The organism is Falsiroseomonas sp. HC035 (genome assembly GCF_050563525.1).
Classification (GTDB): Bacteria; Pseudomonadota; Alphaproteobacteria; order Acetobacterales; family Acetobacteraceae; genus Falsiroseomonas.
In genome coordinates, this window is the sequence record NZ_JBNXUN010000005.1 from 128996 (window position 1) to 155026 (window position 26031).

The 26031-nt window shown below is 70.7% G+C and carries 25 protein-coding genes, 1 tRNA gene and 1 riboswitch; of the genes, 12 read left to right on the top strand and 14 right to left on the bottom strand.

The genetic code is table 11. The features are described 5' to 3' along the window. Window positions 1-5: 5 nt before the first annotated feature. Window positions 6-1592, bottom strand: coding sequence for an ABC transporter substrate-binding protein (locus ACLF3G_RS13040; RefSeq protein WP_430669814.1), 1587 nt, complete (start codon window positions 1590-1592; stop codon window positions 6-8). Between the two features lie 163 nt (window positions 1593-1755). Between ACLF3G_RS13040 and ACLF3G_RS13045 the strand changes: the two genes are divergently transcribed. The 6 genes from ACLF3G_RS13045 (at window position 1756) to ACLF3G_RS13070 (ending at window position 6866) form a co-directional block, all read left to right on the top strand. Next, entirely contained in the window at window positions 1756-2715 is a 960-nt protein-coding gene (locus ACLF3G_RS13045; protein WP_430669815.1) for a Tim44 domain-containing protein, read from the top strand. A 180-nt stretch (window positions 2716-2895) separates the two neighbouring features. Further along, window positions 2896-3597: a 50S ribosomal protein L25/general stress protein Ctc gene (locus tag ACLF3G_RS13050; protein ID WP_430669816.1), complete on the top strand. Its 702-nt coding sequence runs from the start codon at window positions 2896-2898 to the stop codon at window positions 3595-3597. Window positions 3598-3603: 6 nt separating this feature from the next. After that, window positions 3604-4179 carry an aminoacyl-tRNA hydrolase gene (pth, locus tag ACLF3G_RS13055; protein ID WP_430669817.1) on the top strand — a complete coding sequence of 192 codons (576 nt, stop codon included), beginning with the start codon at window positions 3604-3606 and terminating at the stop codon, window positions 4177-4179. A gap of 5 nt (window positions 4180-4184) precedes the next feature. Continuing rightward, window positions 4185-4643 carry a hypothetical protein gene (locus ACLF3G_RS13060; RefSeq protein ID WP_430669818.1) on the top strand — a complete coding sequence of 153 codons (459 nt, stop codon included), beginning with the start codon at window positions 4185-4187 and terminating at the stop codon, window positions 4641-4643. A 13-nt stretch (window positions 4644-4656) separates the two neighbouring features. After that, complete coding sequence (gene ychF, locus ACLF3G_RS13065) at window positions 4657-5751, top strand: redox-regulated ATPase YchF (RefSeq protein ID WP_430669819.1); 1095 nt, start codon at window positions 4657-4659, stop codon at window positions 5749-5751. Continuing rightward, complete coding sequence (locus tag ACLF3G_RS13070) at window positions 5748-6866, top strand: THUMP domain-containing class I SAM-dependent RNA methyltransferase (protein ID WP_430669820.1); 1119 nt, start codon at window positions 5748-5750, stop codon at window positions 6864-6866. Before ychF ends, ACLF3G_RS13070 begins: the two co-directional genes overlap by 4 nt. Here ACLF3G_RS13070 and ACLF3G_RS13075 read toward each other — a convergent pair whose 3' ends face one another. From ACLF3G_RS13075 to ACLF3G_RS13100, 6 genes are read right to left on the bottom strand one after another with little or no spacing between them, the layout of a single operon-like run. Continuing rightward, window positions 6867-7757: a lipid A biosynthesis lauroyl acyltransferase gene (locus tag ACLF3G_RS13075; protein ID WP_430669821.1), complete on the bottom strand. Its 891-nt coding sequence runs from the start codon at window positions 7755-7757 to the stop codon at window positions 6867-6869. 1 nt (window position 7758) lies between these two features. Next, a complete protein-coding gene (locus ACLF3G_RS13080) occupies window positions 7759-8781 on the bottom strand; it encodes a zinc-binding dehydrogenase (RefSeq protein WP_430669822.1) in 1023 nt (340 codons plus the stop codon). After that, window positions 8781-10049, bottom strand: coding sequence for a beta-ketoacyl-ACP synthase (locus tag ACLF3G_RS13085; protein WP_430669823.1), 1269 nt, complete (start codon window positions 10047-10049; stop codon window positions 8781-8783). Before ACLF3G_RS13085 ends, ACLF3G_RS13080 begins: the two co-directional genes overlap by 1 nt. Then, a complete protein-coding gene (locus ACLF3G_RS13090) occupies window positions 10046-11239 on the bottom strand; it encodes a beta-ketoacyl-ACP synthase (protein ID WP_430669824.1) in 1194 nt (397 codons plus the stop codon). Before ACLF3G_RS13090 ends, ACLF3G_RS13085 begins: the two co-directional genes overlap by 4 nt. Further along, a complete protein-coding gene (locus ACLF3G_RS13095) occupies window positions 11232-11687 on the bottom strand; it encodes a 3-hydroxyacyl-ACP dehydratase FabZ family protein (protein WP_430669825.1) in 456 nt (151 codons plus the stop codon). Before ACLF3G_RS13095 ends, ACLF3G_RS13090 begins: the two co-directional genes overlap by 8 nt. Window positions 11688-11719: 32 nt before the next feature. Next, the gene (locus tag ACLF3G_RS13100) at window positions 11720-12010 is read right to left on the bottom strand and encodes an acyl carrier protein (RefSeq protein ID WP_430669826.1); all 291 of its coding nucleotides are present in this window, start codon (window positions 12008-12010) and stop codon (window positions 11720-11722) included. A gap of 129 nt (window positions 12011-12139) precedes the next feature. Here ACLF3G_RS13100 and ACLF3G_RS13105 point away from each other — a divergent pair, with 129 nt between their 5' ends. Beyond that, window positions 12140-13477 (top strand): aspartate aminotransferase family protein, encoded by a 1338-nt coding sequence (locus tag ACLF3G_RS13105; protein ID WP_430669827.1) that lies wholly within the window; start codon window positions 12140-12142, stop codon window positions 13475-13477. 44 nt (window positions 13478-13521) lie between these two features. Next, entirely contained in the window at window positions 13522-14811 is a 1290-nt protein-coding gene (locus ACLF3G_RS13110; protein WP_430669828.1) for a hypothetical protein, read from the top strand. Here ACLF3G_RS13110 and ACLF3G_RS13115 read toward each other — a convergent pair. The 3 genes from ACLF3G_RS13115 to ACLF3G_RS13125 form a co-directional block, all read right to left on the bottom strand. Next, the gene (locus ACLF3G_RS13115) at window positions 14796-16205 is read right to left on the bottom strand and encodes an FAD-binding oxidoreductase (protein WP_430669829.1); all 1410 of its coding nucleotides are present in this window, start codon (window positions 16203-16205) and stop codon (window positions 14796-14798) included. The two genes, ACLF3G_RS13110 and ACLF3G_RS13115, sit on opposite strands and share 16 nt — an antisense overlap. 35 nt (window positions 16206-16240) lie before the next feature. After that, window positions 16241-16325, bottom strand: a tRNA-Leu gene (locus ACLF3G_RS13120). A 28-nt stretch (window positions 16326-16353) separates the two neighbouring features. After that, window positions 16354-16752 (bottom strand): cupin domain-containing protein, encoded by a 399-nt coding sequence (locus ACLF3G_RS13125; protein WP_430669830.1) that lies wholly within the window; start codon window positions 16750-16752, stop codon window positions 16354-16356. Window positions 16753-16884: 132 nt separating this feature from the next. On the opposite strand from ACLF3G_RS13125, the gene otsB reads away from it, so the two are divergent. Then, on the top strand, window positions 16885-17619 hold the full coding sequence (gene otsB, locus ACLF3G_RS13130) for a trehalose-phosphatase (RefSeq protein WP_430669831.1): 735 nt from the start codon (window positions 16885-16887) through the stop codon (window positions 17617-17619). Continuing rightward, window positions 17616-19022, top strand: a complete 1407-nt coding sequence (locus tag ACLF3G_RS13135) for an alpha,alpha-trehalose-phosphate synthase (UDP-forming) (protein WP_430669832.1) — start codon at window positions 17616-17618, stop codon at window positions 19020-19022. Before otsB ends, ACLF3G_RS13135 begins: the two co-directional genes overlap by 4 nt. Window positions 19023-19163: 141 nt before the next feature. Here ACLF3G_RS13135 and ACLF3G_RS13140 read toward each other — a convergent pair whose 3' ends face one another. From ACLF3G_RS13140 to ACLF3G_RS13155, 4 genes are all read right to left on the bottom strand, one after another. Then, complete coding sequence (locus ACLF3G_RS13140; protein WP_430669833.1) at window positions 19164-21107, bottom strand: TonB-dependent receptor plug domain-containing protein; 1944 nt, start codon at window positions 21105-21107, stop codon at window positions 19164-19166. A gap of 154 nt (window positions 21108-21261) precedes the next feature. Further along, a riboswitch (cobalamin riboswitch) is annotated at window positions 21262-21496 on the bottom strand. A 36-nt stretch (window positions 21497-21532) separates the two neighbouring features. Beyond that, on the bottom strand, window positions 21533-22153 hold the full coding sequence (locus ACLF3G_RS13145) for an exopolysaccharide biosynthesis protein (RefSeq protein WP_430669834.1): 621 nt from the start codon (window positions 22151-22153) through the stop codon (window positions 21533-21535). A gap of 16 nt (window positions 22154-22169) precedes the next feature. After that, window positions 22170-22829, bottom strand: coding sequence for an exopolysaccharide biosynthesis protein (locus ACLF3G_RS13150; protein ID WP_430670044.1), 660 nt, complete (start codon window positions 22827-22829; stop codon window positions 22170-22172). A 322-nt stretch (window positions 22830-23151) separates the two neighbouring features. Then, window positions 23152-24117, bottom strand: a complete 966-nt coding sequence (locus tag ACLF3G_RS13155; RefSeq protein WP_430669835.1) for a Bug family tripartite tricarboxylate transporter substrate binding protein — start codon at window positions 24115-24117, stop codon at window positions 23152-23154. Between the two features lie 87 nt (window positions 24118-24204). On the opposite strand from ACLF3G_RS13155, the gene ACLF3G_RS13160 reads away from it, so the two are divergent. Next, window positions 24205-24828: a DUF1194 domain-containing protein gene (locus ACLF3G_RS13160; RefSeq protein WP_430669836.1), complete on the top strand. Its 624-nt coding sequence runs from the start codon at window positions 24205-24207 to the stop codon at window positions 24826-24828. A gap of 47 nt (window positions 24829-24875) precedes the next feature. After that, on the top strand, window positions 24876-25991 hold the full coding sequence (locus tag ACLF3G_RS13165) for a 2-aminoethylphosphonate--pyruvate transaminase (RefSeq protein WP_430669837.1): 1116 nt from the start codon (window positions 24876-24878) through the stop codon (window positions 25989-25991). Window positions 25992-26031 lie beyond the last annotated feature (40 nt).

A 26031-nucleotide genomic window follows, 5' to 3' on the forward strand; every position in this document is an offset into this window, starting at 1 on the left:
TGAGGCTACTCCACCCGGATCTCCCGCACCTGCACCTGGTTGTCCGCCCGGTGCGTCACCGCCACCCCCGCCCGGTGCGCCCACGGGATCATCATGTGGTACATCGGGATGTGCCCGAGGTCGGCGTTGTGCAGGGCATGCGCCTGGCGGATCAGGCCGCGCCGCGCCTCCGGCTCCTGCTCGTTATCGATCTGCGGGATCAGCGCGTCGAATTCCGCGTTCGACCAGCCGCCGGCATTCCAGGTCGCGGCACCGCCCACACTGCGTGAAGCCATGACGGCTCGGATGGTATAGCTGGCGTCGAAGGTCGGCACGCCCCAGGACAGCACATACATCATCGGCTCCTGTCGCCTTATGCGCTGGCTGAACAGGGCGTTGGGCTGGATGTTCAACTGCGCCCGGATGCCGACGCGCGCCAGCATGCCCGCCACCGCCTGGCAGGCCTCGTCATAGGTGCCGGTCGGGCATTCAAAGGGCACGGAGAAGCCGTTCGGGTAGCCGGCCTCGGCCAGAAGGGCGCGGGACCGCGTCGGATCATAGGCGGGACGGCGGTCCAGATCCTCAGACCAGCCATTGACGAACTGTGTCCACATGCTGGCGGTGGGCACGCCCTGCCCGCGCAGCGTGGTGCGGCGCATCGCCTCGATGTCGAGCGCATGCGCGATGGCCTGGCGCACCCGCAGGTCCTTGAACGGGTTGCGGCCGCGTACGTCCGATCCGGCGAGTTCATCGACATCCTGCCGCATGCCGATCCAGGTGGTACGGTTCTCCTGCCCCGGCAGGATGCGCAGTCGCGGGTCGCGCTGGATGCGCGCCACGTCCTGCACCGGCACGACATGCACCATGTCGACCTCGCCCGACAGGAGGGCGGCGACACGGGTCGCGTCCGAATTCAGCGTCACGTGGTGGTATTCGGTAACATTGCCCTGTGTTTCCGTGGCGCCCCACCAGGTTGGGTTCCGCACCATCACGGTGCGCTGGTCGGCCTCCCGGCTCCGGATCACGTAGGGGCCGGTGCCGTTGGCGTTGCGGACGGTGAAGGTTTCCTCGCGCTGCGCGAAGTTCTGCGGCACGGTGGCGCGGTTCGCCTCCGACCAGCCGCGATCCATCATCAGCACGCGGGTCAGCTTGTCCGGCACCACCGGGTCCGGCACGCGGGTGACCACATCCACGGTCAGCGGGCCCCGCGCCTCTACCGCGGCCACGGTGTCCACATAGATGCCGTAGTTGGAACTCGGGGCCAGGGCGCGGGTGATGCTGAACACCACGTCATCCGAATCGAAGGCCTCGCCGCCGGCGAACTTCACGTCCGGGCGAAGGTGGAAGCGCCAGCGGGTCGGCTCCACCTGTTCCCAGCGCAGCGCCAGGCCGGGCTGCACCTTCAGGTCGTCGGCGCGATGCGTCAGCGTCTCATAGACCTGGCTGACCACCAGGTAGGTGAACAGGGCATTGGTCGCGTGCGGGTCGAGGGTTGCGGCATCGACGCTGGTGGCCATGCGGAACAGCCGCGGTTGCGGCGCCTGGGCTGCCGCGGTTCCCGCCGAAAGGAGGGCGGCCGCCGCCGCACCCCAAAGCCAAGCCTGTCGCGCCATCGGTGCTGATCCTATCGGTGAGTCCCCAGCGTGGCGCAGGACGGAGGGCTTCCGCAACGGATTCGGGGTGGCCCAGGCGCTCGCGCGAAGGCCAGTCGCAATCCGGGCGAGACCTCCCTATATTACCGCCAGGAAACCCAAGCTGGAGCCACGGAACCTCATCATGCGCCGCAAAGCATCCATCCTCGCCGCCTTCGCCGTCGTGGCGCTGGCGCTCGCCCCCGCCTTCGCGGAAGCGCGCCGCGGGGGCGGCTTCTCCTCCGGCAGCCGCGGCGCCCGCACTTACCAGGCGCCGCCTCCGACCACCACGGCGCCCAGCGCAGCACAGCCGATGCAGCGCACGCAGCAGGCGCCGGCGGCCGCTGCCGCGGGCGCGACGGCGGCCACCGGGGCCGCGGCCGCGGCACGGGGCGGCATGCGCGGCGGCCTGATGGGCGGCCTGCTCGGCGCCGGCCTGTTCGGCATGATCCTCGGCGCAGGCCTGTTCGGCGGCCTGGGCGGCTTCGCCTCGATCCTCGGCCTGCTGCTGCAGGTGGCGCTGATCGGTGGCGTGATCTGGTTCGTCATGCGCCTGATCCGCAGCCGCCGCACCGCCACGGCCGGCGCGCCGCAGGCCTATGCCCGCGATATGCAGGGCCAGTCGCCGCGCCCGATGACCGGTGGGATGACGGCGCCGCGCGGTGCGATGGGCGCCGCCGCCCCGGCCGTGGAGACGAAGCCGCTGCAGATCGGCGAGGCCGACTACCAGGCCTTCGAGCAGAACCTGCACGCGGTGAACGAAGCCTGGTCGCGTCAGGACCTGGAGGCGCTGCGCCGTCTCTCGACATCGGAGATGACGAACTACTTCGCCCAGGACCTGAAGGACCTGCGCGCCCGTGGCTGGACCAACGTGACCAGCGACACCAAGCTGGAAGCTGGCGACCTGTCCGAGGCGTGGCAGGAGGAGAACCGCCACTACGCGACCGTGGCGATGCGCTATTCGATGGTGGACGTCACCACGGACGCCTCCGGCAAGGTGGTCGAAGGCCATCCGACGGAGCGCCAGACCGTGACGGAATTGCTGACCTACACCCGCTTCCCGGGTGAGGAATGGCGCCTGTCGGCGATCCAGCAGACCGGCTGAGCTCTCGGGCTGGGGGCTGGTTCGCCGGCCCCCCTTCCACCGGCTACCTCGCGGCCTTGCTTCCACGCCGCGCATCGGCTAGGCGTCCCCGCTGCGTCGGCACCCCTGGAGGCCGGCGCATTTTCTTTGCGCCCGCCCTGGCAACAGGCAGGGCGCATTCATTCTTGAAGGAGCCTGGCAATGGTCCAGACAGTGCGGATCGAAGCCGTGGCGCGCGCAGATGCAGGTAAGGGGGCAGCGCGCGCGACCCGGCGGGAGGGGCTGGTCCCCGGTGTGGTGTATGGTGCGAAGCAGGCGGCGACGCTGGTGGCCTTCGACCCGCGCGACATCATGAAGGAACTCACCAAGGGCGGCTGGCAGTCGCATCTGTACGAGGTCGTCGTGAAGGACGGCCCGACCGAGCGCACCATCATGCGCGAGGTGCAGTTCCACCCGGTGACGGATCGCCCCATCCACATCGACTTCCAGCGCGTGGCGCCGGGCGCCCGTATCCGCGTGCGCGTGCCGGTGGTGTTCCTGCATGAGGACACCTCGGCCGGCATCAAGGCCGGCGGCGTGCTGAACGTCGTCCGCCGCGAGGTCGAGGTGCTCGCCGAGACCGATCGCGTGCCGGAGCAGTTCGAGATCGACCTGGCCGAGGCCAAGATCGGCGACGGCCTGCGCTGGTCCTCCATCAAGGATCACCAGGGCGCGCGCCCCGGCATCGTCGGCCGCGACTTCATGATCGCCTCCATCGCCGCGCCGACGGTGGACGAGGAACTGGCACCCGTCGTCGTCGCGGCGCCGGAGCCGGTGAAGGGCAAGGGCAAGGCCGCCGCGAAGCCGGCTGCCGCCGCCGCCGCCCCGGCCGCCAAGGCCGCGGCGCCCGCCAAGAAGAAGTAATCCGGCATGGCGCTGCTTTGGGTCGGTCTCGGCAATCCGGGGTCCGAACACGCGAAGCAGCGCCACAACATCGGCTTCATGGCGATGGACGCCGTCGCCCGGAAGCACGGCTTCTCCTCCTGGCGGAAGCGCTTCAAGGGCCAGGTGGCGGAGGGTATGCTCGGCGGCCAGAAGGTGCTGGCGCTGAAGCCGGAAACCTACATGAACGCCAGTGGCGATGCGGTGCAGCAGGCAGCCGCCTTCCTGAAACTGGGGTCGCCGGATATCTGGGCCTTCCACGACGAGCTGGATCTCGCCCCCGGCAAGCTGCGGGTGAAGAAGGGTGGCGGCACGGCTGGGCACAATGGGCTGCGTGACATGCAGCGCGCGCTCGGCAATGCGGATTTCTGGCGCGTGCGCCTCGGCATCGGCCATCCCGGCCACAAGGACCGCGTCACCGGCCATGTGCTCGGCAACTTTGCCAAGGTGGAAACCTGGGTGGAGCCGTTGCTGGACGCCATCGCTGATGCGGCGCCGCTGCTGGCGGGCGGGCAGCACGAGGCCTTCATGACGCGCGTCGCGTTGCTGACACAGGAGGCATGACTGCGATGCAGCAGGACGAGTCGATCTTCGACGGCGATTTCGGCGGCCCCGGCCCCGAGGATTTCGCCAATGGTGCCGCGGCGCTGGCCGCCGGCCTGATCCGGGAAGCGCAGGGCCTGGCGCAGGCCGCCGCCGCCCTGGTCGCGACCGCCACCCCCGGCCCGGTGCAGGCCGTTTCCGATGTCAGGCGCCAGCGCATGGTGATCCACACCGCCGGCGAGGCTTCGGTTCGTGCCGCCCTGGCGCTGGATGCGGCCGCCCTGCTGGCCAAATCCCGCCCGCCGGTCGAACAGGCGGCGCGGATCGCGGAGGCGGCCAAGAAGGTCGGGCTGCCACCGGCGACGCTCGCGCCCTTCCTGCGCTCCGCGGCCTTGGATTTCCGCACCGACGACGCGGCGGCGCGCATCGCCGCCTCCACCCTTGCCGCCGACCTCTGCACGCTGCTGGCGCGCGACCCGGCCTGAGAACGAGAGAGATATGGGTTTCAACTGCGGCATCGTCGGCCTGCCCAATGTCGGCAAGTCCACGCTTTTCAATGCGCTGACGGCCACCGCCAGCGCCCAGGCGGCGAATTACCCGTTCTGCACGATCGAGCCAAATGTCGGGCGGGTGGGCGTTCCCGACCCGCGCCTCGGCATCCTGGCGAAGATCGGCAAGTCCCAGAAAATCATCCCGACCAGCCTTGAGTTCGTCGACATCGCCGGCCTGGTGCGCGGCGCCTCCAAGGGCGAGGGGCTGGGCAACCAGTTCCTGGCGAACATCCGCGAGGTGGACGCCATCATCCATGTGCTGCGCTGCTTCGAGGATGACGACGTCACGCATGTGGAAGGCAATGTCGACCCGGTGCGCGACGCCGAGACGGTCGAGACCGAGCTCATGCTCGCCGACCTCGACAGCCTGGAAAAGCGGGCCCACGGCCTGACCAAGCGCGCCCGTGGCGGCGACAAGGAAGCGACCGCCCAGCTCGCGCTGATCGAGCCGATCCTGGCCGCGCTGACCGCCGGCCGCGCCGCCCGCACCGCCATCCCGAAGGGGGAGGAGGAGGCGGTGCGCCGGTTGCAGCTCATGACCAGCAAGCCGGTGCTGTATGTCTGCAACGTCGAGGAAGCGTCCGCCGCCACCGGCAACGCGCATTCGGCCAAGGTGTTCGAGATGGCGAAGGCGCAGGGGGCCAAGGCCGTCATCGTCTCCGCCGCCATCGAGGCCGAGATCAGCATGATGGCCGAGGCCGACCGCGCCGAGTTCCTGGAATCGCTCGGCCTGGAGGACAGCGGCCTGGACCGCATCATCCGCGCCGGCCACGAACTGCTCGGCCTGATCACCTACTTCACCGTCGGGCCGAAGGAGACGCGGGCCTGGACCATCACCCGCGGCACCAAGGCGCCTGGGGCTGCCGGCGTGATCCATGGCGACTTCGAGCGCGGCTTCATTGCCTGCGAGACCACCGCCTATGACGACTACGTCTCCCTCGGTGGCGAGCAGGGCGCCAAGGAAGCCGGCAAGATGCGGGTCGAGGGCAAGGAATACGTGGTGAAGGACGGCGACGTCCTGCTGTTCCGGTTCAACGTGTGACCGATACCTTCGAGATCTTCCTCGCCACCGCGCCCGGCCTGGAGCCGGCGCTGTTCGAGGAAGTCCGCGGCAAAGGTTTCAAGCGTCCCAAGGCGGTGCCGGGCGGCGTGGTGATCCAGGGTGGCTGGCCGGAAGTGTGGCGCGCCAACCTCTGGGTCCGTGGCGCCAGCCGCGTGCTGGCCCGCATCGCGGAGTTCCGCGTGGTGCATCTCGCACAACTCGACGAGAAGGCCCGCCGCGTGGACTGGGCGGGCGTGCTGCGCGCCGATGTTCCGTTCCGCGTCGAGGCGTCCTGCGCCAAGTCGCGCATCTACCATTCCGGCGCCGCTGCCCAGCGCATCGAGACCGCGATCCGCGAGACGCTCGGCGCCCCGATGGCCAATGGGCAGGCCGAGGATGGCGTGCTGGTGCAGGTGCGGCTGGAGAACGACCAGTGCACCATCAGCGTCGATACCTCCGGCGAGCCGCTGCACAAGCGCGGCTATAAGCAGGCGGTGAATCCGGCGCCGATGCGGGAGACCATGGCCTCCCTGTTCCTGCTGTCCTGTGGCTATGACGGCACGGAGCCGCTGGTCGACCCGATGTGCGGTGCCGGCACCTTCGTCATCGAGGCGGCGGAGATCGCGGCGCGGCTGAACCCGGGCCGGTCCCGCGCCTTCGCCTTCGAACACCTCACCACCTTCGATGCCGAGGCGTGGCAGGTGATGCGCGCGGTGCGCAGCGGGCGGGTGCCGGTGGCGCGCTGCCATGGCAGCGACCGCGATGCCGGTGCAATCGAGATGTGCCGCGCCAATGCCGAACGTGCCGGCGTCACGGCGTTCACCAAGTTCCGGCAGGCCCCGATCAGCGACCTGACGCCGCCCGAAGGGCCGCCGGGGCTGGTCATCGTCAACCCGCCCTATGGCAGCCGGATGGGGGAGGGGACGGACCTCGTCCCGCTGTACCGCGCCTTCGGCCAGGTGCTGATGAGCCGCTTCGCCGGCTGGCGGGTCGGGTTGGTCACAGCCGATTCCAGGCTCGCGCACGCCACGCGCCTGCCCTTCCTGCCACCGGGCGCGCCGGTGCCGCATGGCGGCCTGCGGGTGACGCTGTACCGGACCGGCCCGCTGGGCTGACTACATCCGCCAGCGGCGGTGCTGCCACAGCCATTGGCCGGGGTATTCGCGGATCCAGCCCTCGACGATGTTGTTCACCTGCTGCGTCGCCGCCTGGATGTCGACCAAGCCCTTGGCGTCGCGCACCAGGTCCACCGCTTCCGTCAGTTCAAGCCGGAAGCGGCCGCCGGGCAGGCGGATGGCGCGGGCGCCGTGGATCGGGCAGTCGAAACGCCGCGCCAGGCGGGCCAGGATCGGGATGGCGGTGGCCTCCCGCCCGAAGAAGCGGATCTTGGGACCCCGGCCGAAGCGCTGGTCCACCAGCATGCCGAGATGCAGGCCCTCATCGAGGGCTTCCATCATGCGGATCGGCGCGGCGGGGCCGGCCGGGATCAGCGCGCCCATCACGCCGCGGCGCAGTGCCAGGATGTCGCGCGCGATCGCCTGGTTGTTCGGCGTGCGGTACAGCGCGGCGGCGGGCAGACCGTGGCGCAGTGCCGCAACGGCGGGCAATTCCCAGTTCGCCAGGTGGGCCGCGAAGATGATGGCGGGCTTGCCGTCATCCCGCAGTGTCTCGAACCGGGCCATGCTGGCCTCGTCCAGCAGGATGCGGCCAGTGTTCGGGCGGGCGGGGTCAAAGTCCCACAGATCTCCGAGATGCACGTACTCGCTGGCGGTGCGACCGAGATTCTCCCAGCTTTCGCGCAGGATCGCGGCGCGTTCGGCGGCGGACTTCTCCGGGAACGCCGCGTCGATATTCTCCCGCGCGATGCGGTTCGCGGAGGTCAGCGGGCCGAGCGTCCGTGCCACCGCCGCGCCGATGGCGCCGGCACGATCCGGGCCGAGGGCGCGGACCAGGGCGAAGCCACCACGGACCAGCGCGGCCAAAGCTTCATCCGCGCGACGCCCCATCTCAGAACTTCACCACGATCTTTCCGAAGACACGGCGTGATTCCAGCCGTTCCAGTCCCTCGGTGAAGCGTTCCAGCGGCACGACGGTATCCAGCACCGGCAGGATGCCGCCCGCCATCTTGCCCAGCGCATCGCCGACGTTCCGCATGGCGCAGCCGAAACTGCCGAAGATGCGGAGCTGGCGCTGGAAAACCATCATCAGGTTTGTCTCCGCCGAGACGCCGGAGGTGCTGCCGCAGGTCACCAGCCGCCCGCCCATGCGCAAGGACAGCAGCGATCCGGCCCAGGTGGTGGCGCCGACATGTTCGAACACCACGTCCACGCCGCGCTTGCCGGTGACGCGGCGCGCGACGGTTGAGAAGTTCTTGTCGCTGTAGTTCACCACATGATCGGCGCCGAGCGCCTTCGCCTTGGCGCATTTCTCGTCGTCGCCGGCCGTCGCGATGACCGTGCAGCCGATCGCCTTCGCGACGCGGATGGCGAGCGAGCCGATGCCCGAACCGGCGGCCTGGATCAGGATGGTCTCGCCCGGCTTCAATTGCGCGTTGTCGAACAGCATGTGCTCGACGGTGCCGAAGGTGACGGTGGCACAGGCCGCGTCCTCGAAGCCCACGCCATCCGGCACGCGCACCAGCAGCCGGGCCGGGACATTCGCAAGTTCGCGTGCGAAACCATCGACATGGAAGCCGGCGACGCCGGAGACGTTCTCGCAGAAATTGTCGCGCCCTTCGCGGCAGGCGTCGCAATGCCCGCAGGTGCGGGCGCCGTACGGCACGGCGCGATCGCCGACGCGCCAGCCGTTGACGCCGGGCCCGACCGCCGCGACCTCGCCCGAGGCTTCGGCGCCCACCGCCAGCGGCAGCGTGCGCTGCGCGAAGGCCATTCCGCGCCAGCCCCAGACATCGATGTGATTCAGCGCGATGGCGCGGATGCGCACCTGCACCTCACCCTCGGCCGGCGGCGGCGGCGGCTCGATCTCCTCCAGCCGCAGGTCGCGGTCGCCATGCAGCCGCAGCGCGCGCATCAGGAGGAGGCTCCACTCAGGACAAGGCACACATTCTGCCCGCCGAACCCGAAGCTGTTCGACAGCACATGCGTCACGCGCGCCGAGCGGGACACGTTCGGCACCACGTCGAGCGTGATGGCCGGGTCCGGCTCCACATGGTTGATGGTGGGTGGTAGCACCTGGTCGCGGATCGCGAGCAGGCTGAACGCCGCCTCGATGGCGCCGGAGGCCGAAAGCGTATGGCCGATCATCGACTTGTTGGAGGAAATCGGCGGCGCCGCCTCGCCGAACACGGCGCGCATGGCGAAGTTCTCCATCTTGTCGTTCTCCGGCGTGCCGGTGCCGTGCGCGTTGACGTAGGAGATGTCGCCGGGCGCCAGCCCCGCATCCTCGATTGCGTTGCGCATGGCGCGGATCACCGCGCTGCCGTCCGGGTTCGACCGGGTGCGGTGGAAGCTGTCCGATTTCTCGCCGGCGCCGCGCAGGATGCCCAGCACCTTGGCGCCACGGGCGCGGGCGTGGGCAAGACTTTCCAGCACCAGGCAGGCGGCGCCCTCGCTCATCACGAAGCCGCCGCGATGCTTCTCGAATGGGCGGGAGGCGCCGGTCGGGTCGTCGTTGCGGGTGGACAGCGCGGAGAGCAGGGAGAAGCGAATCAGCGCCTCCGGCTGCACCGTGCCATCGGCGCCGATCGCCAGCACCGCCTGCGTCTCGCCGCGCTGGATCGCCTCGACGCCGAGCTGGATGGCCGACGCGCCGGTGGCGCAGGCGGTTGTCAGCGCGATGGGCGCACCCCGCGTGCCGAAGCGGGCGGCCAGGTGTTCGCCGACGCTGGCGAAGGCGGCATGGCGGTACAGGTCTTCCCAGCCCGTCGCCGCCTGGGTCAGCGCCGGGTACAGCGCCGGCGCCGGGGCGACGCGGCGGGCGAGTTTGAAACGGTGCGGCCATTCCAGCTCGACCGGCGGCATGCCGAGCATCAGCGGGCCGGGGAAGTGGCCAGGGTCGAAGCCTGCTTCTGCAAGCGCCTCCTCCGCCACCATCTCCGCCATGCGCATGACCCGCGGCGTCGCCGTCATCGGCGGGCCTCCCGCTTCCTCCGGCAGGTCGACGGTGCCGGCGATGGTGGTGCGCAGGTGGTCGGTCGGGAAGCGGGTGATGCGGCGGATGCCGGAGGTGCCGGCCAGCAGCGCCGCCCAGTTCTGCGCCACGCCGAAGCCGAGTGGCGTGACGAGCCCAAGCCCGGTGACGGCGACGATGGGCCGGCCGCGATGGTCGGTGTCCGTCACGGCTGCTCCTCCGCCGGAATCGCCTGCAGATGCGCCAGCGCTTCCCCGCGCCAGGCGCCGAAGCCGGTGACCAGCAGGTCGCGCGGCGCGGCCGGCATGGCACCCTCGGCGGGCTCCAGCGCGGGCGGGGCGATGCCATCCGCCAGCATCAGCGCGCCAAGCGCCAGGCTGGCCGGGAAGCTGGCCTCGACGCCCCAGCCGACGCGGTTGCCGGCGGCGCGCAGCACCACGTCCCGGTCCAGCCCGGCCAGGAACGCACGCTCCGCCGCCATGGCGCCGGCGGCCCCTGTGGCGCCGGACAGCACGAAGAGCGGCCCCTCCGGCATGGATAGCCGGGCAAACGCGCGCGTCGCCGCGGCGGCCGCGGTGTCGCCGTCGTTGCGCCGGGCCTGCTCGCACTCGACGCCCATGATCCGCGCCAGGCCGCGCGCCCCACGCTCCCGCGCGCTCTCCGCCGTCTCCAGCACCAGGAAGGCGCCGAGGGTCGCCGGGATGGCGCCCGGCGCCTCGTCGCGGGAGAACACCGGCGCGAAGCCGGCGCCATGCCGCAGCAACCCGGCGGAATGATACAGCACCAGCAAATCCCAACGCGGCGCCACGAAGCCGCCGCCGACCAGGGCGATGCGCCCGCGGCCCTCCGCCAGCCGCACCGCCGCGATGCGCACCGCATCGGCGCCGGCCTGTTCTTCCCCCATGAAGGTGCGGGACGCGCCGGTGACGTGGTGGACGATGGAAATGTTGCCGGCCAGCAGGTTGGACAGCTGCGCCAGGAACAGCGTCGGCCGCAGCCCGCCGGCCAGCAGCGCGTTCAACTGCGTCGCCGCTTCCGCCGGCGGCAGGCCGGCCAGCGCCGCCAGCACGCTCTCATCCAGCGCCAGGTCGCGTTCGCCACCGCCGGCCGCGACGATCAGGTCCATGTCGGCCACCAGCGACCGGGCACCGGCATCGTCCAGCGCCAGGCCGGCGGCATAGGTGCCGAGGCGCTGCCAGGGCTCCATCTGCCGCTGGTCGCCCTTCTTCGGGATCTGGCGGTCCAGTTCCAGCGCCGGGCCGGGGTGCAGCGGGAAGGGGGCGTGGCTGTCGAGGTCCACCGGCGCCGGGGTGGCGGCGGCGAGCGCGGCGCGATGCGCCTCCCGCCCCTCACCGGCGGGGGAAACCAGGCCGATGCCGGTAATCCAGATCTCAGCCATATTCGGGCAGCCCGATGCGCTGGGCCGTCGCCGTCATCGCCTCCCGCAGCGCCTCGGCCGGGAAGGGCATGATGCGGAAGGTGATCTCGGCATCAGCGATGCGCTTGCCGTCGGCCAGGATGCGGGCCTCGGCGACCGCATAGCCCGACCCGTCATGGGTTCGCGTGGCCTCCACCCGCAGCGGCGTGCCGGGACCGACGAAGCCGCGGAAATTGGCGGATTTCACCTTCAGCAGGAAGGGCATGTGCTGCATCCGCTCGATGGCCAGAAGCAGCCAGCCGGCGGTCTGTGCCATCGTCTCCACCAGCAGCACGCCGGGGACGATGGGGTAGCCGGGGAAGTGGCCCTCGAAGACCGGGCTGGCTTCCGGCACGGTGCTGTCCACCACGATGTGGTCGGCCCCCAGCGTCACCACGCGGTCGACCATCTGGAAGTATTCCAGGCGCATCCGCTGCGTCCCTCAGCCCGGATGGGCGCGCGTCAGGCCTTGGCCTGCTTCGCCGCCACCAGTTCCTCGATCCGCTGGGCCAGGTTGCCCATCACGAAATACTGCTCGGCCGGGGCGGTGCCGGCGTTGACTTCCTGCGTCCAGGTCTCGACCGGCACCTTGATGCCGAAGGCCTTGTCGATGGCGAAGACGATGTCCAGGAAGTCCAGGCTGTCGATGCCCAGGTCGTTGATGACATGCGCGCCCGGCGTGATGGACTCCCGCGCCACTTCGCTGTTCTCGGCGATGATATCGGCAATACGGTCGAAAACCGGGGAGGTCATGGGGAGCAGGCTCCGGGGCGGCGGCGGGACAAGCGCGCGTCTTCGCGCGATCCGGCCGCCCTGTCCAGAGCGCACGCCCTTCGCCATGATGCCCTGGTCTTCCTGACGACCGGCCCGAGGAGTTCCGCCATGGCCCCGCTCGATGCCCCCGCCCCGCGCAACACGGACCTGGACGCGGCCCTGGCCGAAGCCCGCGAGACCTACGCCGCCGCCCGCCCGAACAGCGCCGCCGCCTATGCCCGTGCCCGGAAGGTGATGCCCGGCGGCAACACACGCTCCACCCTGCACTACTCGCCCTTCCCGACGGCGATGGAGAGCGGCCAGGGCTGCCACCTGCGGGATATCGACGGGCACGACTACCTGGACCTGTGCGGCGAATACACAGCGGGCCTGTTCGGCCATTCCGAACCCCGCATCATCAAGGCGCTGGAGGCCGCGATCGGCCGCGGCCTGAACCTGGCCGCGGCCGGGGAGCGGGAGGTCGCCTTCGCCGCGATCCTCTGCGCCCGGTTTCCCTCGGTGGAGCTGGTGCGCTTCACCAACAGCGGGACGGAGGCGAATCTGATGGCGCTGTCCGCCGCCCGTGCCTTCACCGGCCGGTCAAAGGTGCTGGCCATGCAGGGCGGCTACCATGGCGGGCAACTGACGTTCACCGGCGGGATCCACCACGCCGTGAACGCGCCCTTCCCGGTGGTGCTGGCCCGCTTCAACGACACGGAGGGCGCGCTGGCGCTGATCCGCGAACATGCGGCGGACCTCGCCTGCATCCTGCTGGAGCCGATGCTGGGCAGCGGCGGCTGCATCCCGGCGACGCCGGAATTTCTCGCCGCCCTGCGACAGGCGGCGACGGACCATGGCATCGTCCTGACCTTCGACGAGGTGATGACCAGCCGCCACACCGCCGGCGGATTGCAGCAGATGCACGGCATCCTGCCGGACCTGACGACGCTCGGGAAATACATCGCCGGCGGCATGTCCTTCGGCGCCTTCGGCGGGCGGGCCGACATCATGTCGGTCTATGACCCGGCGCACCCCAGGGCGCTGCCGCATGGCGGCACCTTCAACAACAACGTGCTGTCGATGTCCGCCGGCCTGGTCGCGATGGGCGAAATCTTCGACGCCGAGGCCGCCGAGGCCCTGCGCGCCCGTGGCGATTCGCTGCGGGAGGCGCTGAACGCGATCACCGGCCGGCATCGCGTGGCGATGCAGTTCACGGGGATCGGCAGCATGATCCAGCCGCATTTCCGCAGCGGCCCGATAGAGCGCCCCTACGACCCGACACCGGGGGAGGAGGCGCTGCGAGAATTGTTCTTCCTCGACCTGATGCGGGACGGCATCTACCTCGCGCGCCGCGGCATGGTGGCGCTGAGCCTGCCGGTGGGGGAGGCGGAGACGGCTCGGTTCCTGGCGGTGGTGGAGGGCTTCTGCACCTCCCGCCGCCCGCTCCTCGGCGCCATGTCCTTGTAGACCAGGAGCATACTCGTCAACCTGGGGTTGCCAGCCCCGGGGGGATGATGCCCAAGATCTTCCATGCGCATGTCTCGAAGTGCGGCGGCACCGGCCTGAACGCTTGGCTCGACACCCAGGTACATGCGGAACGCGCCCGGGCGGCCGGCTTCGCCGCGCAGGAAACCGCGCGGCGCGGCGGCGGTCGGATGGACGATCTCGACCAGGCGGACCCGGCGATGCTGGCGCTGCGCGCGGCTGTCGCGCGGGACAGCATCGACTGGTTCGACCTGCTGCATGGCCACACGGATCTTTCGCCCTGGCTGCCTGCCGGGTCCTACGTCCTGACCGTGCTGCGCGAGCCGGCGGCGCGGGTGCTGTCGCAGTTCCGGGACTACCGGCGCCTCGCGCCACATGATTATGCCGGCAAGGACGCGGCTTGGCGCGCGCTGCACGAGGCCTGCCGCACCCTGCCGAATTTCGCCGCCCTGGCCGCGACCTTCCGCGGCAGGGCGCATTTCCGGCGGATGTTCGAGGACCACCAGTGCCGCGCCCTGACCCAGGCTGCGATTCCGGAAGTGGAGTTCAACAGCCTGCAACCGGAGGCGCGCGCCGAGGCCGCCTGGCAGTTCGTGCAGGCGGGCTGCCAGCGCGCCGGCGTGCTGGAGGAGGTCGATGCGCTCGCCGCCGCCGTGGCGCGCGACCTCGGCTGGTGCCCGCCGGCCCGGATGGAACGGCGCAACGTGACCGATGCGCCGGCGCCCTCCGCCGCCGATCTCGCCGCGGCCGAGGCGCTGGTTCCTGCCGACCGCCTGCTGTACCGACGCCTGGTGGCGCATCTGCGCCAGCATCCGCACCCGGCCCACACGGTTGCGGATTTCGAGCGGGATTTCGCGGCAACGCGCCTCGCCGCGCTGGCCCCGGTGCTGATCGGCGCGGAGCATGTGTTCGACATGAACATGCCGCTGCCCGGCTTCGGCCTGCATGGCCGCGATTCGCCCGGCACCCGGGAGTGCTGCTGCTGGTTCGGCGCGGAGCCGGAGTCGGCACTGTACCTGCCGGTTCCTGGTCCGGGCCTGCCGCTGGAGTTGCGCCTTTTCAACAAGGGATGGGTCGATCCCGGCCTGCCCCGGGCGCTGCGGGTGACGGTGGACGACGTGCCGGTGGCCTGGCAGGCGGAGCGGCGGCCGGAGGTGAGCGAGGCCCTCCGCTTCCGCGCCACCACGCGGCGCACCTGGGTGAAGATCGGGCTGCACTGCGACGCTGCGATGACCGATGCGGAAGCCGGCCGCCCTGGTGACGACCGGCGCCGCAAGGTTTTCAACCTGTGGCGCTACAGCTACGCGCTGGCTTGAGTGGCTGCCGGCAGCAGCTTGCCCGGGTTCATCAGCCCGCGCGGGTCCAGCAGGTGCTTGACGGACTGCATCAGGTCCAGCGCCACCGGGTCCTTCAGCGTCGCCATGGCGTCCAGCTTGGCGCGGCCGATGCCGTGTTCCGCGCTGAAGCTGCCGCCTAATTCGACCGCCAGGGCGTGGACCGCGACATCGCCGCCCCTCATGCGGGCGCGCCAGGCCTCGCGCGTCGTGCCGCGCGGCGCCATGACGCTGATGTGCATGTTGCCGTCGCCGGCATGGCCGACCGCGATCAGCCGCCCCTCCGGCCAGCGCGCCGCGATCAGCGTCGCGACGCGGTCCAGCAGGGCAGGGACCGCGGAGACCGGCACGGAGACGTCGTAGTTCTCCATCGGCGCCTCCGCCCGGTTGCACTCCGGTGTGATCTCCCGCAGCCGCCACATCGCCTGGCGCTGCTCCTCGCTTTCCGCCAGCACGGCGTCCTGACATTCGGCCAGGGCGGACTCCAGTGGCGTCCGCAGATCCGCCTGCCGCGCACCGGTGCCGAGTTCCACCAGCACGTACCAGGGCGCTTCCAGCTGGAAGGGCATGCGCACCCGCGCGCCGTGCTTCGCCACGTTCTGCATGATCTCGCGGTTGATCAGCTCGAACGCCACCAGCTCCGCGCCATCCGCCTGCAGCCCTTCCAGGATCGCCAGCGCGGCTGTGGGAGACTCCACGGCGGCCAGCGCGGTCTCCCGCACCCGCAGCGGCGGCGCCAGCTTCAGGGCGGCGGCGGTGATCAGGCCCAGCGTTCCTTCCGCGCCGATGAACAGGTGGCGCAGCGCGTAGCCGGAATTGTCCTTCCGCACGCGGCGCAGGTCGTGCAGCACGCGGCCATCCGGCAGCACCACCTCCAGCCCCAGCACCAGGTCGCGGGCATTGCCCCAGCGGATGGTGCGGATGCCGCCGGCATTGGTGGACAGCGCACCGCCGAGCTGGGCGCTGCCCTCCGCGCCGAAGGACAGCGGGAACAGCCGGCCCACCGCCTCCGCCGCCTGCTGCACCGCCTGCACGGTGGCGCCCGATTCGGCCACCAGGCTCATGTCGCGGGCATCGACGTCGCGGATGCGGTTCAGGCGTTCCAGGCTGATGACGACGGCGCCATCGGCCGGCGTCATGCCGCCGACCAGCCCGGTGCGTCCGCCGGAGGGCACCATCGGCAGGCCCCAGGCGGCGAGGCGGCCGACACAGGCGGCGACCTCCGCCGTGGTGCCGGGGCGCAGCACGGCCAGCGGCGTGCCGTGGTCGCGGGCGCTCCAGTCGCAGGAATAGGGGGCGGTGGCCTCCGGTGTGGTCAGCACCTGCGCCGGGCCGACCAGTGCGGCCAGGGCATCGAGGCGGTCCGTGGCGCCCATGGGCGATGCTCCTGCCTTCTGCCGGGCGGCAGGGTTGGTGCGGGCGGTCGGAATCGAACCGACACTCCTCTCGGAACCGGATTTTGAGTCCGGCGCGTCTACCAGTTCCACCACGCCCGCGCGGCGCGGAGACTAGCGCGGATTGCGCTCAAGGGGAACCGGCCCTGGCTGTCTCGAACTCGGCCGGGGAGGTGATTTCCAGCAGTTCCAGGTCGTCCGAATGTGCCACCTCGACATGCCGGACCATCGGCGGCTGCACCACGCTGTCGCCGGGGCGGAAGGTGACCTCGCCGATATCTTCGTAGGTGAAGGTCACCCAGCCGCGCAGCACGTAGACGAACTGGAAGCCGAGGTCGTGCGTATGCCACTGCGGCGCGGCCCCGGTGCCGGGCACAGCGCGGATGACATGCGCTCCGAAGGCCCCGCCCGTCGCCTGCTTCACGCCGAGGTCGCGGTAGGCGAAGAAGGCGCGCAGGCCCTGGTCGAAGGTGGCATTCTCCGCACGGCTGATGGTGGTGCGGGGCGTCTCTGAAGTACTGTTGGGCATTTGGGCCTCCATGACGAAAGTATGACGCCAGCACAGCGCGATGGCGTCGCCATTGCGGCATTGTGCGCGATTGCGCTCACGATCGCGCGACCGCGTGCGCACCAGAACGCATACAACGTGTTAGAACGCGGCATGCAGGACTTCCCCCACGCGCACGCCGCGCTCTTCCTCGATTTCGATGGTACCCTTGTGGACATCGCCGAACGGCCGGAAGCCGTGCTTGTGCCGCCGGAGCTTCCAGCACTGCTGGAGCGTCTTTCAGCGCGGCTGGATGGCGCGCTCGCCATCGTCTCCGGCCGTCCGCTTGCCGACCTCGACCATTTCCTGCCGGTGGCGATCGCAAAGGCCGGCAACCATGGTGCCGCGCTGCGCCTGACCCCTGGCGGCCCGGTGGAACAGCCGGTGCTGCCGCAGGTGCCGGCCGCCTGGCGGGCGCGGGCGGAGGAATTCGTGCAATCGTTTCCCGGTGCCTTCGTCGAAGAGAAGGCGCATGGCTTCGCGCTGCACTACCGCCAGGCGCCGCAGGCCGGCGGGCCGGCGGGCGCGCTGATGGAATCGCTGGTGGCGGAAGCCCCCGACAGTTTCGTGCTGCTGCCCGCGCACATGGCGTGGGAGATCACGCCGAGCGGCGTGTCCAAGGGCACCGTGGTGTCCACGCTGATGGCGCGTGCGCCCTTCGCCGGCCGGCTGCCGGTGTTCGTCGGCGACGACGTGACGGATGAGGCCGGGATGGCCGTGGCGCGCGCCACGGGCGGCCTCGGCCTGCGCCTGCAGGACCGCTTCGGCTCGCCCGCCGTGTTTCGCGACTGGCTGGCCGCGCTGGATCATCGCTTCGAGCAGGCGCCGGATAAGGGGTTCGCGGCATGAGCCGGCTTGTCATCGTCGCCAACCGCGTGCCGGACCCGAAGGAAAGTGGGGCGACGGCCGGCGGCCTGGCCGTTGCGATGAAGGATGCGCTGGCGAAGCGCGATTCCGTCTGGTTCGGCTGGTCTGGCCGCACGGCGGATGCGACGGGAACGGAGGCTGCGCTGGTCCGCCACGGCACCACCACCTACGCCACCGTCGACCTGGGTCACGACGACTACAAGCACTACTACCAGGGTTTCTCCAACGCCGCGCTGTGGCCGGTGCTGCACTATCGCCTGGGCATCGCCCGTTTCGATCGCCGCGACTTCGCCGGCTACCAGCACGTCAACGCGGCCTTCGCGCAGGCGCTGGCGCCGCTGCTGCAGAAGGATGACGTGGTCTGGATCCACGACTTCCACCTGTTCCTGATGGCGGCCGACCTGCGGGCCCTGGGCTGCAAGCAGCGCATCGGCTTCTTTCTGCACGTGCCGTTTCCGCCGCGCGCCGTCTTCAACGGCCTGCCGCATGCGGAGAAGCTGCTGGAAGCGCTGGCGGCCGTGGATGCCATCGGCGTGCAGACGGAAGACGATGCGGAAAATCTGCGCGGCGCGTTGATCGCGATCGGCAAGGGCGATGTTGCCATTCGCGTCGGCGCCTTCGGCATCGGCATCGATGCCCTGGGCTTCGCACAACTCGCGGCGCAGCGCGTGCGGTCCAAGGACGTGGTGCGGCTGCAGGATTCGCTTGGTGGCCGCTCGCTCGCCATCGGTGTCGACCGGCTGGACTACACCAAGGGCCTGCCGCAGCGCATCGCCGGCTTCGGCGCCATGCTGGAACGCTTTCCCCGGCATCGCGGCAAGATCACCTTCCTGCAGGTTGCCCCGGTCAGCCGCGGCGACGTGGCGCAGTACCGCCAGTTGCGGCGCGAGCTGGACGAGGGCGTCGGCCGCATCAACGGCCAGATGGCGGAGCCCGACTGGGCACCGATCCGCTACATCACCCGCGCCGTGCCGCGCCCGACCATCGCGGGCTTCATGCGCGTGGCGCGCATTGGCCTGGTCACGCCGCTGCGCGACGGCATGAACCTGGTTGCCAAGGAATACGTGGCGGCGCAGGACCCGGCTGACCCCGGCGTGCTGGTGCTGTCGCGCTTCGCCGGCGCGGTGGGGGAATTGGATGGCGCGCTGATCGTCAACCCGCTCGATCCCGACGACATCGCGGAGGCGCTGGACGTCGCCATGGACATGCCGGCGGATGAACGGCTGGATCGGTGGAGCCGCATGTGGACCGCGGTGAAAGCCAACTCGGCCAGCGTCTGGTGCCGGCGGTTCCTCTCGGCGTTGGAGGGCAAGGAAGCTGTGGCGGATGCCGGCAGCTCCGCTGCCGAATCGAAGCCGCGGCGGACGCGGAAGAAGGCGGCCTGACTGGCTCGACCGACCGAGGCGGACGGCAGAGCCGGCCGAGGCCGCCACAGCGGACCGCGCCCAGCCCGACAGCGCAGCGAAGCGCTGCCGTACAGGGCGCGAAGGCCAAGCCGCGGAGCGGCCGCCCGCCGTCTGAGGGCTTCAGAACGTGAAGCGGGAGCCGATGAGCAGGCTGCGGCCGGGGGTGACGAAGCCGTTCGAGGGCTCCCACCGGCTGTTGGTCAGGTTGCGGCCCTCGGCATAGGCGGTGATGGCGGGCGTGACCCGGTAGGACGCCGTCAGGTTCACCACGGTGCCGGACTTGTTGTAGTTCACGCCGGAGATGAAGCGGCCGGCGTTGTCGTAGGTGGCGGTTTCCGGCGACGGCCCGGTGAACAACAACTCCGGGCTGATCACCAGCCTGTCCGTCGGCGCGATGCGGGCGCCGAAGGTCACCACGTTGCGCGGGCGGCGGGCCAGCGGCGCATCCGTCACATCGTCACGCGCCTCCGTCACCGTCCAGCCCACCCGTGCATCCAGCCAGCGCGCCGGCCGCACCGTCAGGCCAAGCTCCACGCCGCGGCTGGTCGCACGCTCGATGTTTTCCAGCGTCGAGAAACTGCGGTTGAAGTTGATCAGGTTCTTGGTGCGCGTGTCGAAGTAGGTGGCGCTGGCGGTGGCGCCGTCGGCGCGGCCGAACACCGGCATGTCGGTTTCGAAGCCTGCCTCCCAGGCGAAGGAGGTTTCGGCATCGAGGTCCGGGTTGCCGCGGAAGCTCGTGCCGATGCGACCGAAGCGCTGGAACAGCGACGGCGCCTTGAAGGCGGTGCCGGAGGAGAGCCGGAGGCGCGAGGCGATTTCCGGCAGCGCCAGCACGGCACCGGCGCGCCAGGACAGCGCGCCATCGTAATCCTCCGCGATGTCCTGCCGCAGCCCGGCCGAAAGGTCGAGCCGCCCGAACAACTGCCCCTGCACGCCGCCATGCACCGCGGTGCTGCGCGCGGAAGCATCGGTGACGGTGCGGAAGGACGGCGAGCCGGAGGCGGCATCGACGCTCTCCCGCTCATGCGTCGCGCCGAAGGCGAGGCCCGCGGCGGCGAAGGGACCGACATCGCCGAGGCGGATGCGGTTGCCCCAGTCGAAGGTCTGGCGCTGCCCGCGGAACAGGTCGTCCGTGCTGGCGGTGCTGCGGCCGTCGGGCAGGTTGAGGTACCGGCGACGGTCCTCCGTCACCGCGGCGCGCAGGCCGGTGGTCCAGGCGCCATCAAGCAGCGTGGTCTCGCCGCGGACCTGGCCGAACCAGCGACGGTCGTTGCCGTCGTAGTTCGGGTCGTCGTTCGGGACGTTGTCGAGTTCCACCTGGTTCTCGCGCCAGCGCAGCAGGCCCTCGACCATCGTGCCGGTGCCATTCGCCCAGCCGAAGCGGGCGGTGCCGGCGCCGGCGCGGAAATCCTCCGTCTCCCGCGTGTCGCGGGTGAAGCGGCGCGGCGTGGCGTCGCTGCCCTGGCTGGTCAGGCCCTGGCCCACCACCAGGTAGTTGAAGCCGCCGGTGGTGCCGGCCGCGCCGAGCACGCCGCGTGCCGTGCCCTGGCTGCCGCCGGCGATATCGCCGAACAGCTGGAACGGCGTGCCGGCCGGGGCGCGCCGCGTCACAAGGTTGATGACGCCGCCGATGGCGCCCGAGCCATACAGCGCCGAGCCGGGGCCACGTACCACCTCGATCCGCTCGATGTCGCCCAGCAGCTCATTGCCGAAGTTGAAGGCGCCGTTGGGCTCGGAGGGGTCGTTCACCGGCACGCCATCCAGCAGCACCAGCACGTGGCGGGATGCCGTGCCGCGGATGAAGACGCTGGTCTGCTGGCCGAAGCCGCCGGTCTGCACGGTGTTCATCCCAGGCACCATCGCCAGCGCCTCGGCGATGGTCTGGTAGCCGCGTTCCTCGATGTCCTGGCGCGTCAAGACCGTGACGGCGGCGGGGACGCGTTCCGCATCGGTCGGGATGCGGGTGGCGGTGACGATGGTTTCGGGAATCACCTGCTGGGCGAGGGCAGGGGTGGACAGGGCCAGCGCCAGGGGCGCGGCCAGAAGCCTGGACTTGGTTCGCATCGGTTCCTCCGTGCGAGAAGACGACATGCCGGATCAGCCTTGCGGCCAACCCGGCGGTTGGCGTCGTCGCCGCAGGCGGAGACGAGCGGCATCAGGGCGCACCGCGCCCCTGGCCTGTCGTTCCGTTGCGCCGGTGCACCCCGCCCGGCACGCGCGTGACGTCTCTGCGCCGGCCGGTCTCCTGGCTCGCGGAGATCCAGGAGGGGTCCTCCCGGTGCCTGTCCCCGCCTTCTCGGACCCGATGGGCCCAATGGCATGAGGGAGACAGGGTCTCCGCCTACAGTTGCGGGGGCAGCCGCGGACGTGGCCCGGCTTCGGCTTGCGCCTGACCTGGCCTTCGCGCGTTCCCGTTTCAGCCCTTGCGGGCCACCGACGCATGCCGGGTGCTTACCACCGCGGCGCGCCAGGGCACAATCCGCCGCCGGCTAGATCATCCAGCCCAGCGCCTTGACCCCCAGCCAACCCAGAATGCCCAGCACGGCGGTGGCGAAGATGCAGCCGAGGAGGGTCAGCACCACGCCCCAACCCGTCACCTTGCTGTCATGCTCGATCAGGCCGAGCGCCATGACGATGTTGCCGAAGGCCGGCGGCCCGTTCGTGCCCGGACCCGGCAGGATCAGCATGATCGCGACATAGGCGGTCAACCAACCGATGATGCGTTCGCCCATCGGCGAGGTGAAGAAGCCCGGCCGCGGCTTCACGTAGCGCTCGATCCGCCCGAGGCCCTTCGAGGAGGCCGACGCCAGCCGCAGCAGGTCGGACCGCTTGACGGTCTGTCGCGCCAGGACACCCGGCAGCTTCGGCACCGTCAGCCCAAGCCCCATCTGGACGCCGAGGATCAGCAGCGGCGTGCCGAAGACGCTGGCCATGCCGGGCAGCAGGCCGGGCAGCAGCAGCAGCAGCAGCAGCATCCCGAAGGCGCGGTCGCCGAAGGCCTCGGCCATTTCGCCGAGGCTGATGCGCTCGCCCGGGAAGGCGGCCGCGACCTCCGCCACGATGCGCGAGATCGGCGCGGTATCCTCTGCATGGAGGCCCTCCGGGCTCACGCGCACGACTCCGCAGTCAGGACAGGCCAAACAACCAGGCGAAGCCGGCCATCAGCATCCAGCCTACGCTGCCGATGATGGACAGGCCGATGAAACTGCCGAAGACGCCGAAGGCGGCGCCGGCCAGGATGGTGCGGGTATCCTCCTCCATCAGCCCGATCGCCATGATGAGGCAGGCAAGCGACGGCGGGCCGTTGGTCAAGGGCAGCGGCACGCAGACGATTGCGGCGAGCCAGACGCCGTAGATGCCGATCAGCCTTTCCCCGGCCCGGGTGGTGATCCAGGAGGGGCGCGGCTTCACGTAGCGTTCGACCCGGCGCAGCCAGGGCAGCGCCTTCTCCGCGATCATCCGCAGATCGGCCCGGCGCATGGACCGCCGCGTCAGCAGCGCCGGCAGCTTCGGTGTCGGCAGGCCATAGGCGAGTTGCGCGCAGATGATCAGCAGCGGCACGCCGAAGATCGGGCTGAGGCCGGGGATGTAGACCGGCAGCAGGTTGGGCAGGGCGAACAGCACGATCAGCACGCCATAGCCGCGCGCGCCCAGCGCCTCCATCAGGTCGCCCAGGGTCAGCCGTTCCGATGGCCAGTCCCGCGCGATGCCGGTGACCAGTTCCGAGACCGGGATGGGATGGTCGTGATTCGCAGCCGCATGCTGCGCGTCCTGAAGCCCGTCGATGGCGCGCCCACTCCTGTTCGCCGGCGCTTGCGCTGCGCCTTGGGTGGAGGCGTAGCACGGGCGGGATGGGGCTTACAGTCGCATTTTCACGAAGCCGTGAGACCGCTGCGGCTGCGGACCTGCGCGCCATCACGACAGGGCCGGCTTCATCAACGGATCGGCATGCCAAGCTTGTTCGCCACGGACCACGGTCCAGGGCCGCCTACCAACGCCGTTCCACCCATTCCTGCGGTTCTCCTGCCAGGGCACGAGTCTAGGCTTCGGGCTGGGGCGGCGCCAGACCCGCAGGCCTCGTGCCGACCGAACTGCGCGTGACCGCGGCCTATTGCGGCTCGAACTTCGCGATCCGCAACAAATCCTGGCTACGGGCGAAGTCGCGCTGGATGAAGGTAGCGAAATCCGCGCCGACCTCTGCCTTGGGGCTGATGCCCAGGCTGCCGACCCGGGCCTGCACATCCGGCTCGAACATCCCGGCGGTCAGCGCCTCCCCGATCCGGGCCACGATCTCGGCCGGCACCCCGCGCGGCCCCCACAGCGCCCACCAGGACTGGATGTCGAGGCCCGGCATCCCGGCCTCCGTTGCCGTCGGGATCTCCGGTGCGGCGCTGCTGCGGGCGGGGGCGGTGATGGCGATGCCCTTCACGCGGCCGGCGCGGACCTGGGGCAGGGTGGCCAGGATGGGGTCGAACATCAACTGCACATTGCCGGCGACCACGTCGGTCAGCGCCGGAGCGGTGCCGCGATAGGGCGCCTGCACCAGATCCTGGCCGACCTGGCGGACGAACTCGATGGTGGCGAGATGCCCGGCGGCGCCCAGCGAGGACACCGCGAACGACCAGTCCCGCGGATTGGCCCGGCAGGCGGCCACGATCTCGGCCAGGGTGGTCTGTGGCCGGGCGGCGTTCATCACCAGCAGCAGCGGGCCCTCGCCGACGCGCGTCACGGGCAGCAGGTCGGCCACCGGGTCGTAGCCGGGGCTGCGCATCACCAGCCGCGCCAGGGTCTGGATGCTGGCGGAGAACAGGAAGGTGTAGCCATCCGGCGCCGCACTCGCGACGAACTGGCCGCCCACCGCGCCATTGGCGCCGGGGCGGTTTTCCACCACGAAGGGCTGGCCGAGCTTCTCCTGCAGCTTGGCGGCGGTAACGCGGGCCATGCCGTCCGTCGCACCGCCCGGCGTGAAGGGCACCACCACCCGCACAGGCCGCGCCGGCCAGGGGGCCTGTGCCAGGGCCGGTGCCGCCAGAAGGCCGCCGCCTGCCACGAGAATGCCGCGCCTGCCGATCATGTTCGAAGCCCTGTCCAGGTTTCTCACGATGCTGGCATCGTGCGATGCGGGACGCAAATCGTTCCGTGGACCAGCCTGGATGACCCGATGAACCCGGTGGATATCGCGCTGTGCCTGGCGATGGATGTCTCCGCCAGCGTCGACTTCGCCGAATTCCAGCTGATGGCCGGCGGCACGGCGGCCGCCTTCCGCGACCCCGGCGTGCTGGCGGCGGCGACCGGTGGGCCGCGCGGCGCGGCGGCGGTGTGCCTGCTGCTGTGGTCGGGCGTCGGCGCGCAGGATCTCGCCGTCGGCTGGATGCGGGTGGCCGATGCCGCCTCCGCCGAGGCCGTCGCCGCAGCCATCGAGGATGCGCCGCGCCTGCCCCGCCCCGGTGCGACCGCGCTGGGGGAGGGGATGGCGGCGGGGCTCGTCGTGCTGGCACGGGCACCGGGGCTGGCGACGCGCCTCGTGCTCGATGTTTCGGGCGATGGCCGCCACAATGCCGGGCGCCCGCCCGGGCCGGTGCGCGACCTGGCGGTGGCGGCGGGGCTGACGGTGAACGGCCTGGCGCTGCTGCACGAGGAGCCGGACCTCCTCGCCCACTATGCCGCGGAGGTCATCGGCGGCCCCGGCTCCTTCGCCATGACCTGCGCTGACCCGGTCGATTTCGCCGATGCCATCCTTCGCAAGCTGCGGCGGGAATTGCTGGGGGATGCCCTGATGGTATAGCCCAAGACGACGCCTTTCACGCCGACGCTTCTTCACGGACAATACTCATGCTGCTGCTCATCCCCGGCCCGGTGCAGACCCGCCCCGAAGTCCGTGCCTGCATGGCCGAGGACATCGCCCCCTGGGACGAGGATTTCCGCGCCGAATACGCCGCGATGCGGCCGCGCATCACCGCCATCGCCGGCGGGGTGGAGGGCACGCATGTCTCCCTGCCACTGCCCGGCTGCGGCCACATGATCATCGAAGCGGCGATCCGCACCTTCGTGCCCGCCGGCGGCAAGCTGCTGGTGGTGCGCAACGGCGGCTACGCCGAGCGCCTGGCGCGGCTGGCGCAGGAGGCCGGGCGCGTGGTGGTGGCCCTCGACGGGCCGGACAACGTCCCGATGGCGCCGGACATCCTGGCCCGCGCCCTGGCCGAGAATCCGGACTGCACGCATGTCGCCCTGGTGGTCAGCGAGACCGGCACCGGCATCATCAACGACCCGGCGGTGCTTGGCCCGGTGATCCGCGCGGCGGGGCGGCGGATGATCTGCGACGCGGTGTCCGGCTTCGGCGCCATCCCGTTCCGTCTGGCCGACCACGCGGAATGCGACGTGGTGGTGTTCACCTCGAACAAGTGCCTGGAGGGCCTGCCCGGCTTCGGCTTCGCGGTGGCGCCGGTCGCGCGGCTGGAGGCCTGCCGCGGCCAGGCCGGCTCCTGGGTGATGGATCTGGTGGACGTCTACGACCACGCCTTGAAGAACGGCTGGGGCAGCTTTCGCTTTACTCCGGCCGTGCAGGCGCTGCGGGCCTTCGGCAAGGCCATGGAGATCTACGAGGCCGAGGGCGGCCAGCCGGCCCGCCTGGCGCGCTACAGCCGCAACCGGGACGTGCTGTATGAGGGTGTGCAGGCGCTCGGCCTGACGCCGTATGTGGCGCGCGAACACCAGGGGCCGATCATCGTCAACGTCTACCAGCCGAGCGATCCGAACTGGGACCTGGAGCGCTTCCAGCGCGGGATGAAAGCGCGCGGCGTGATCCTCAGCGACTTCTCGGCCACCAAGGTGCCGACCATGCGCATCGGCTGCATCGGGGCAATCGGGGAGAATGATCTGCGCTTCGCCCTGGCGCAGATGGATGCGGTGCTGGCGGAGATGGGCGTCGGCCGCCGCGCGGCCGCCTAGCCCTTCTTCCGCCGAGCGGCCGCCTAGCCCTTCTTCCGCC